The organism is Streptomyces inhibens (assembly GCF_003389455.1).
Classification (GTDB): Bacteria; Actinomycetota; Actinomycetes; order Streptomycetales; family Streptomycetaceae; genus Streptomyces; species Streptomyces inhibens.
Genome location: NZ_QUAC01000389.1, coordinates 1 through 8,123, shown reverse-complemented (window position 1 = coordinate 8,123; position 8,123 = coordinate 1). Strand labels below are relative to the sequence as shown.

At 70.3% G+C, this 8,123-nt stretch carries 11 protein-coding genes and 1 tRNA gene; 9 read left to right on the top strand and 3 right to left on the bottom strand.

What is annotated here, in order from left to right; translation table 11 throughout:
• Position 1: 1 nt before the first annotated feature.
• Complete coding sequence (locus tag DY245_RS35355) at positions 2 to 295, bottom strand: hypothetical protein (RefSeq protein ID WP_128511186.1); 294 nt, start codon at positions 293 to 295, stop codon at positions 2 to 4.
• A gap of 216 nt (positions 296 to 511) precedes the next feature.
• Between DY245_RS35355 and DY245_RS47715 the strand changes: the two genes are divergently transcribed.
• The 4 genes from DY245_RS47715 (at position 512) to DY245_RS35335 (ending at position 3,978) form a co-directional block, all read left to right on the top strand.
• Positions 512 to 1,126 (top strand): DUF4232 domain-containing protein, encoded by a 615-nt coding sequence (locus DY245_RS47715; RefSeq protein ID WP_128511185.1) that lies wholly within the window; start codon positions 512 to 514, stop codon positions 1,124 to 1,126.
• Between the two features lie 120 nt (positions 1,127 to 1,246).
• Entirely contained in the window at positions 1,247 to 2,689 is a 1,443-nt protein-coding gene (locus tag DY245_RS35345; RefSeq protein ID WP_244943472.1) for a multicopper oxidase family protein, read from the top strand.
• A 176-nt stretch (positions 2,690 to 2,865) separates the two neighbouring features.
• Entirely contained in the window at positions 2,866 to 3,162 is a 297-nt protein-coding gene (locus tag DY245_RS35340; protein WP_030084955.1) for a type II toxin-antitoxin system VapB family antitoxin, read from the top strand.
• A 156-nt stretch (positions 3,163 to 3,318) separates the two neighbouring features.
• Positions 3,319 to 3,978 carry a LytR C-terminal domain-containing protein gene (locus DY245_RS35335; RefSeq protein WP_425329483.1) on the top strand — a complete coding sequence of 220 codons (660 nt, stop codon included), beginning with the start codon at positions 3,319 to 3,321 and terminating at the stop codon, positions 3,976 to 3,978.
• A gap of 76 nt (positions 3,979 to 4,054) precedes the next feature.
• Here the strand turns inward: DY245_RS35335 and upp are convergent, their stop codons facing one another.
• Positions 4,055 to 4,690 (bottom strand): uracil phosphoribosyltransferase, encoded by a 636-nt coding sequence (upp, locus tag DY245_RS35330; protein WP_128511188.1) that lies wholly within the window; start codon positions 4,688 to 4,690, stop codon positions 4,055 to 4,057.
• Positions 4,691 to 4,866: 176 nt separating this feature from the next.
• Here upp and DY245_RS35325 point away from each other — a divergent pair, with 176 nt between their 5' ends.
• The 5 genes from DY245_RS35325 to rfbB all read left to right on the top strand — a co-directional run bounded on the left by DY245_RS35325 (position 4,867) and on the right by rfbB (position 7,750).
• Complete coding sequence (locus DY245_RS35325; RefSeq protein WP_128511184.1) at positions 4,867 to 5,085, top strand: hypothetical protein; 219 nt, start codon at positions 4,867 to 4,869, stop codon at positions 5,083 to 5,085.
• Between the two features lie 189 nt (positions 5,086 to 5,274).
• Positions 5,275 to 5,823 (top strand): tRNA adenosine deaminase-associated protein, encoded by a 549-nt coding sequence (locus DY245_RS35320; RefSeq protein ID WP_128511183.1) that lies wholly within the window; start codon positions 5,275 to 5,277, stop codon positions 5,821 to 5,823.
• 70 nt (positions 5,824 to 5,893) lie between these two features.
• A complete protein-coding gene (locus tag DY245_RS35315) occupies positions 5,894 to 6,475 on the top strand; it encodes a nucleoside deaminase (protein WP_181924017.1) in 582 nt (193 codons plus the stop codon).
• Positions 6,476 to 6,587: 112 nt separating this feature from the next.
• A tRNA-Ser gene (locus DY245_RS35310) sits at positions 6,588 to 6,674 on the top strand.
• A 92-nt stretch (positions 6,675 to 6,766) separates the two neighbouring features.
• Positions 6,767 to 7,750 (top strand): dTDP-glucose 4,6-dehydratase, encoded by a 984-nt coding sequence (gene rfbB, locus DY245_RS35305; RefSeq protein WP_128511182.1) that lies wholly within the window; start codon positions 6,767 to 6,769, stop codon positions 7,748 to 7,750.
• 19 nt (positions 7,751 to 7,769) lie between these two features.
• Here rfbB and DY245_RS35300 read toward each other — a convergent pair.
• The coding region (locus DY245_RS35300; RefSeq protein WP_128511181.1) for a hypothetical protein at positions 7,770 to 8,123 on the bottom strand (354 nt) is incomplete at its 5' end.

Here is an 8,123-nt window from a genome sequence, read left to right as displayed (position 1 = left end):
GCTATCTGGCGACCACCCCCGACGGCCCGCCGGCCCGGCCCTCGCCCGCGACGCCGCCGAGCCCCGTCGGCCCTTCGCCGGCCCCGACGCGTACCGGCCCGGAGCCCACGCCGACCAAGCCGTCGGCGAGCCCCAGCAGCACCGCCGGCCCCTCCGGTTCACAGCCGCCCGGCACCGACCCGGTACGGCCGCCCCGGCACACCCGTACGGGCATTCCTACGCCCCGGCCGACCGACCACACGGGCAGCCGCCCCACCGAGACGACCCGCCCACCCACCGCGCCCCCGTCGGACACCCCTTCCCCCCAGGGCAGCCGAGCGCCCAACTCCTCCCCCACATCGACTGGTTGACGGTCACACGGGGGAGGTCTCCGGAGATCGCCCGTCATTCCGGGGCGGTGGCGGCATCGAGTGCGCCCCGGCATGGCCCGGGTAGGCGTTAGCCGCGCGTTAGCCGATCACCAGCGCTCGCGCCGAAGGTCGTGTACACGCCACTGTCCGGGGAGCCCGCCATGCCCTTCACCGTCACCGCCACCGCCCGCCGGGCCGTCGCCGCCGGCCTGACCGCCGCCGCACTGTCGCTGACCGCCGCCTGCCACGGAGGTGCCGGCACCAAGGCCGACGACTCCGCCACCGCCGTATCGCCGGTCCCCACCTCGCCCTCCCCAGGGGGCGACGGCGCCTTGTCCCCGCGCCCCGGCGGCCGGGCCGCCTGTACGCCCGAGATGCTCCGGTTCCACGCCGGCGCGATGCCGCGCCGGGACCACCGCATGCTGCTGACGGTCACCAACTACTCCGACCGGACCTGCGACTTCGCCACCCAGCGCTACCCGCTGCTGCGGTTCGGCGAGGGCCGGCGACCCGCCGTCCCGGCGATCGAGAACAGCAGGCCGCACTCCGTCGTCACGCTCGCGCCCAACGCCACCGCCTACGCCACCGTCACCACCTCCACGGCCGGCGGCCCGCACGGCCGGGGCAGAAAGATCTCCCAGTTCGGGGTGGCACTGGCCGCTCGCGCCACCCCCACCCAGGTCGGCCTGGACGACGGCGCCCCGGTCCATGTCGACCCGCGCGCCGCCAGGGTCACGTACTGGCTGCCGAGCCTGACGGCCGCTCTGAAGTGGTGAGTTCTGCGGCGTCGGGGTGAGTATCTCGCGCGAACGGGCCACCCGGATGGCGCACGGCTTCGACCGCGTGCTTGCTGGAGGTGAGCCGCGTGTGGAGCGGGTATCTGGAGTGGAGGTCCCATGCGGTCTCGATCCAAGCTGCCGGGGCTCGCCACTGCCCTGATCGTTGTCATCACCGTCCTGATGAGCGGCTGTGCCGGTGACCGGTCGCCTTCGGCTGCGCGGATGCCTTCATCCCCGCCGGCGCCGTCGGTTACGGAAGGCGCCCCGCTGCGGGAGCCGGCGCAGATGGTGAGCCACAACGGGGTCCTGCGGGTGGAACTCGTCGTGGCGAGGCGCAAGGTGGACGTGGGCGGCCGCAGGCTGTGGGCCCTCACCTACAACGGCCACTACATGCCCCCCACGCTGCGGATCCGGCCGGGGGACAAGCTGGACCTGTCGATGAAGAACACGCTGAACGAGTTCACCAATCTGCATGTCCACGGACTTCATGTGTCGCCGAGCGGCAACTCCGACAACATCTTCCTCCACATCCATCCCGGCCAGACGTTCCACTACGCCTACCGGTTCCCGAAGAACCTCTCCCCCGGCACCTACTGGTACCACTCGCATGCGCACACGATGTCCGCGCCGCAGGTCGCCGGGGGCATGTCGGGCGTCCTCATCGTCGACGGACTGCGGCAGTACCTGCCGGCGGGCCTGCGCCACATCACCGAGCGCGTCATCGCGCTCAAGGACTTCCAGGCCGACGGCGATGCGGTCAGGACCAAGGGCCTGCACATCGGCAAGCCCACCCACCGCACGGTCAACGGCCAGCTGAACCCGGCCATCCGCATCCGGCCCGGTGAGACCCAGCTGTGGCGGCTGGCCAACATCAGCGCCAACATTTACTACAACCTCCGCCTGAAAGGTCAGCGGTTCCATGTGATCGCCCACGACGCCAACCCCGTTGACCGGATCTGGACGGCCGACTCGCTCCTCCTCGCGGCCGGCGCCCGCTTCGACGTGCTCGTACAAGGCGGTCCGACCGGCCGCACCCAGCTGCAGACGCTCGCGTACGACACCGGGCCGGCCGGTAACAAGTTCCCGCAGGCGACCCTGGCAACCCTGGTCAGCAAAGGGCCTTCCGCGCACCCGGCACCCCTGCCCGCCTCGCCCTTCGCGCCGACCGACGACCTCAGCCACGCGGCGATCGCCGCACGGCGCACCCTGGTGTTCTCCGAGAACAAGGCCGGCACCAAGTTCTTCATCAACGGCAAACAGTTCGACCCGAACCGGGTGGACGTCCGGACCAGGCTGAACACGGTCGAGGAGTGGACCGTGCGCAACGACAGCAACGAGGAACACTCGTTCCACGTACACGTCGACGACTTTCAGCTGATGAGCATCAACGGCCGTCCGCACCATGGCCACGGCTTGCAGGACACGGCGAGCGTGCCCCCCAAGGGGAAGCTTGTCCTCCGGATCAGCTTCACGACCTACACCGGCAAGACCGTCCTGCACTGCCACATCCTCAACCACGAGGACGAAGGGATGATGGCGGTACTGGAGATCGTCAAGTAACGGGCCCTACGGCGCACGGCGCCCGCCGGATCGCGCCGCGCGCTGGTCCATTCGGGTCGCATCCGGCCGTATCTCCGGGCCGTCGCTCACCAATGATCCAAATTTGCCGCCAATGATCCTTTTGCACTGCTGCGGCATGGCTGCGCCCGGTGCCGCTCGCCCGGTAGGCTTTCCGTGTGATCTTCAAGCGCATCGGAAATGGGCGGCCGTACCCCGACCACGGCCGGGAAAGCACCCGGCAGTGGGCGGATGTCGCCCCGCGCCCGGTACGCCTCGACCAGTTGGTGACCACCAAGCAGCAGCTCGATCTCGAAACGCTGCTCGCCGAGGACTCGACGTTCTACGGCGACCTCTTCGCGCATGTCGTGAAGTGGGAGGGTGACCTCTATCTGGAGGACGGGCTGCACCGCGCGGTGCGCGCGGCGCTCCAGCAGCGCCAGGTGCTGCACGCCCGCGTGCTCGAACTGGGCTGACACCCCGGGAACCGGCCGCCATCAGGCCGGAAATCCTCTCTTACCACCCAGCTCCACCCAACCCACCCTGTCTGGATTGACCCTTTTGGGTTGGGTCTCGCGCCACGCGTTGATCATTTAGTAGGCACGGCCTGTCGCCCGCACTACGCTGCGCCCATGAGCATGCTGACGCCCCCAGGCATGGGCGGTAAGAAGTACCGCATCACGGGCGACAGGTATCCGCGGATGCGCCGTCCCCGCCACCGTCGCCGGATCGTCCTCACCATCGTCGCCGCGGTCTGCGCCTTCGGCCTGGTCGGCTGGGGGACCCTGCAGCTCATCGACGTCTTCGGTGGCCGCGGAAACACCGCCCAGGCCGCCCAGGAAAAGAAGCACTGCCCCAAGGGCGGCAAGACGGGCAAGGTGAACAAGGCACAGGCCGGGGCCGCCGCACAGAAGCCCCCCGCGCCCGCCACGCTGACGGTCAATGTCTTCAACGCCACCCCGCGCTCCGGACTCGCCAAGCGCACTGCCGACGAGCTCCAGAAGCGCGGCTTCAAGATCGGCAAGGTGGGCAACGCACCGGCCGCCTACGACAAGAAGATCAAGGGCGCCGGGATACTTCTCGGCCCCAGGGCAGCCGTCGACGGCCCGCTGAAGGTGCTGGCCACCCAGCTCGCCGGCGCCCAGCAGAAGACCGACGACCGCAAGGGCGCCGAGCTCGACCTGATCATCGGCGACGCCTTCAAGGAGCTGACCGCCCAGCCGGCCGCCGCCAAGTCCCTGGCCCTGCTGTCCCATCCGTCCCCGGCCCCCTCCGGCGACACCAAGTGCTGACCGCACACGTTCGGGCCCCGCACCAGCTGGTGGTGCGGGGCCCGAAGAGTGATCAGGTGGGGGAGGTGCGGCTAGCTCAGCCGGCGGTGCCGTACATCCGGTCGCCCGCGTCGCCGAGGCCCGGCACGATGTAGCGGTCCTCGTTCAGGCGCTCGTCGACCGCCGCGGTGACCACCGTCACCGGCGTGCCGGCCAGCTCCTTCTCCATGACCTCGACGCCCTCCGGCGCGGCCAGCAGACAGATCGCGGTGACATCGTCCGCACCGCGCTTGATCAGCTCACGGATCGCCGCGACCAGCGTGCCGCCGGTGGCGAGCATCGGGTCGACGACGTACACCTGGCGGCCCGAGAGGTCGTCGGGCATCCGCGTCGCGTACGTGTGCGCCTCGTACGTCTCCTCGTTACGGACCATGCCCATGAAGCCGACCTCGGCGGTGGGCAGCAGCCGGACCATGCCGTCCAGCATGCCCAGACCGGCCCGCAGGATCGGTACGACCATGGGGCGCGGGTGTGAGAGCCGCACACCGGTGGTCGCCGTCACCGGCGTCTCGATGTCGACCCGCTCGGTGCGCACATCACGGGTGGCCTCGTAGGCGAGCAGGGTGACCAGCTCGTCGGCGAGCCGCCGGAAGGTGGGGGAATCGGTGCGCTTGTCGCGCAGTGTGGTGAGTTTGTGCGCCACCAGCGGGTGGTCGACGACGTGGATCCGCATGACATCGACAGTAACCGAGCCGGAGAGCAGCAGCGCCCGCCGTGCGGCGCCCGGCGGCCGGACACGGCAGCACGGCTTCGTCGGCATCAAACCACCGAAACGAGGGAAAGTGGGCACGTACGCCCGATTGGCTGCCGCGTTGTCGGGCGAAGATCCCGCCCGAGGTGGTGTGCAGCGTGCCCGACCGTAAGCGGACCGACGACACGAACGACGCCGTCCTCGGCGCCCAGGGCTGCGGCCCGGACCCCGAGAGCGAAGCGGCGCGCCGACGGCGCCGGGCCCAGTTTCTGCGGGAACTGCACGAGGCCAAGGCGCTGCGGGACCGCGTCCAGCCGCGCCGCGCGCGGGCCGAGCGGATGCGCCAGGTCATACGGATGCGCACATTCCGCTGGTAGCGGAACACCCTCGCATGCCCGCCCACGCTGCGGCACGTGAGCGACATCTCGCACAACCTCCGCACGACGCAGCGCCGAAGACCCCGCGCGAACGCGTTGTTTCTGCCACGATTCCGAAGGGGCGGGACCAACGGCGTGCAGCGCCGCCCCGCCCGGCCCGGCACGCCTATGACCAGTGGGAGAGTCACGGTGTACTTCGCCGCACTGCTCGCGCGCACCGAAGACGGGTGGGAAGCGAGCGATACGGAGCTCGACGATGTGGAGACGCTGACCGATCTGGCCGATCTGGCCCGAGAGGCAGCGGTCGACGACGACACGGTGGTGGCCTTCATCGAGCAGGAGGACGCCTGGTTCGGCGTCATCCGGGTGGACGGCGAGGAAGACCCGCGGGTCTTCCTCTCCAACGCCGCCGCCGCCGCCAGAAGCTCGTACGGCGCGATGCTGACCGACGAGCTGCTCGGCCGCGACGATGACGACGCGACCGACGACCTCGACAGCCTCGACCTGGACGGCACGGAGGACGGCGAACCCGAATCGGACAACAACGTTGATGACGACGACGACGCGCTGGACGCGGTGAACGGCTCGGACGGCCCGCCGCGCGGCCCGCTCGGCGATCCCCGGCTGCTGGAAGACCTCGGCATCGGTGAGAAGGAGCTGCTGTCCCTCGACGGCGACGCGCTCTCCTCCATCGCCGACGCCCTGGGCTGCACAGAAGTCCTGGAAGCCGTGCGCTGACCCCGCCCCGGCCCGCCCTCAGGGCGGCCCTTGGGGCCCCGCTCCCGGTCACGTCCCCGACACTGGGGACATGACCGTCCCCCCATCCGCCCCTCTCCCCTCCCCCGCGCCCGACCCGCTGCGCGACCCCTGGATCGCGCCGATGCGGCAGGCGCTGGGCGAGGCCGCCCGCGCCCCCGGGACCGGTGATGTCCCGGTGGGTGCTGTCGTGCTGTCCGCGGACGGCACGGTCCTCGGCACCGGCCACAACGAACGCGAGGCCACCGGGGACCCGACCGCACATGCCGAGGTCCTCGCGCTGCGCCGGGCGGCGCAAGCTCTACGAGAGGAAGCATCGCGCTGGGGGTCCCCCCAGACGGAGTCTGGGGGAGATTCCGGCCGGGGTGGTGGCGGGAGACGGGCGGGAGAGTGGCGGCTGACCGACTGCACGCTCGTCGTCACCCTCGAACCCTGCACGATGTGCGCCGGCGCGATCGTGCTCTCCCGCGTCGACCGCGTCGTGTACGGCGCCCGCGACGCCAAGGCCGGCGCGGTCGGCTCCCTCTGGGACGTGGTCCGTGACCGACGTCTCAACCACCGCCCCGAGGTCATCACCGGCGTCCTGGAAGCCGACTGCGCGGCCCAGCTCACCGCCTTCTTCCGCGACCGCTGACCGGCGCCCGGCCGGCGTCAGGCCGCCGTCAGGCGCCCGTGGCGACCCCTCTCCGCCCGCTCCCCGGAATCCGATTTCGGCGCACGGCCACCCGTGGGCTAAGCTCTCTCTCGGTAGCGTGTCCGAGCGGCCGAAGGAGCGCGCCTCGAAAGCGCGTGAGGGGGCAACTCCTCCGTGGGTTCAAATCCCACCGCTACCGCTCTCAGGGCGAAGGCCCCGATCCTTTGCGGATCGGGGCCTTCGTCGTTCCCGGGGGCCGGCGACGGCCGACAGCAAGGTGCAGGTTCCGTGATGACCCGGCAGAACATTCTGGTGACCGGCGGCGCGGGGTTCATAGGCTCGCACTACGTCCGTACGCTCCTGGGCCCCGACGGCCCCGGCGATGTCCGTGTCACCGTGCTCGACAAGCTCACCTACGCCGGGAATCCGGCCAATCTCGACCCGGTGCGCGGACGGCCGGAATTCTCCTTCGTGCAGGGCGATATCTGCGACTCCCGGACGGTCGGCGAACTCGTGGCGGAACACGATCAGATCGTGCACTTCGCCGCGGAGTCGCACGTCGACCGCTCCCTCACGACCGCGGGCGCCGGCGCCTTCGTCCACACCAACGTCCTGGGCACCCAGGTCCTCCTGGACGCCATGCTGCGGCAGCACGGCACGGACGGCACCTTCGTCCACATCTCGACGGACGAGGTCTACGGCTCCCTCGACGCCGGCTCCTGGCCGGAGACCGACCCGCTCCGCCCCAACTCTCCCTACTCGGCCTCCAAAGCCTCCAGCGATCTGCTGGCGCTCGCCCATCACCGCACCCATGGCATGGACATACGGGTGACCCGCTGCTCCAACAATTACGGGCCGCACCAATTCCCCGAAAAGGTCATCCCGTTGTTCCTCACCCGTCTGCTGGACGGCGACAAGGTCCCGCTGTACGGCGACGGGGAGAACATCCGCGACTGGCTGCACCTCGACGACCACATACAGGGGATCGAGCTGGTCCGCACCAGGGGCCGGGCGGGCGAGATCTACAACATCGGCGGCGGCACCGAACTCAGCAACAAGGAGCTGACGGACCGCCTGCTCACCGTGTGCGGGTACGGCTGGGACCGGGTGGAGTACGTCGAGGACCGCAAGGGCCACGACCGCCGCTACTCCGTCGACTGCTCGAAGATCACGGCGGAACTGGGCTACCGCCCCCGCAAACCGTTCGAGACCGGCCTGCTGGAGACCTACGCCTGGTACCGGGACAACCGGGCGTGGTGGGAACCTCTGACGTAGGTCGGGCGCAGGGCGTCTCTCAGGCGTTGCGCCGGCTCCGCGCGCGGCGGAAGAAGCGCACGATCAGCCAGATCACCAGGATCACGATGACCAGGAAGACGACGAAGAGCACGACCAGGAAGATGCCGAGCTTCTTGAAGAAGCCGCGCTTCTTCTTCGTCTTCGACTTCCACTTCGACTTCTTGGACTTGAAGACCGTCTTGAGGTGGGTCGTCGAGTGGTGGTGGCGGTACGAGGCGTGCTGCGCCCACGTGCCGGGCGACGCGGGGGCGGCGGCGAGGCGTACGGCGGAGTCGGCGCCCCGGGCCGGGGCGCTCGCGGTGGCCGCCACGCGCACGGTGTCCGTACCGCGGCCGGCCGCCGCTGCCGGTGC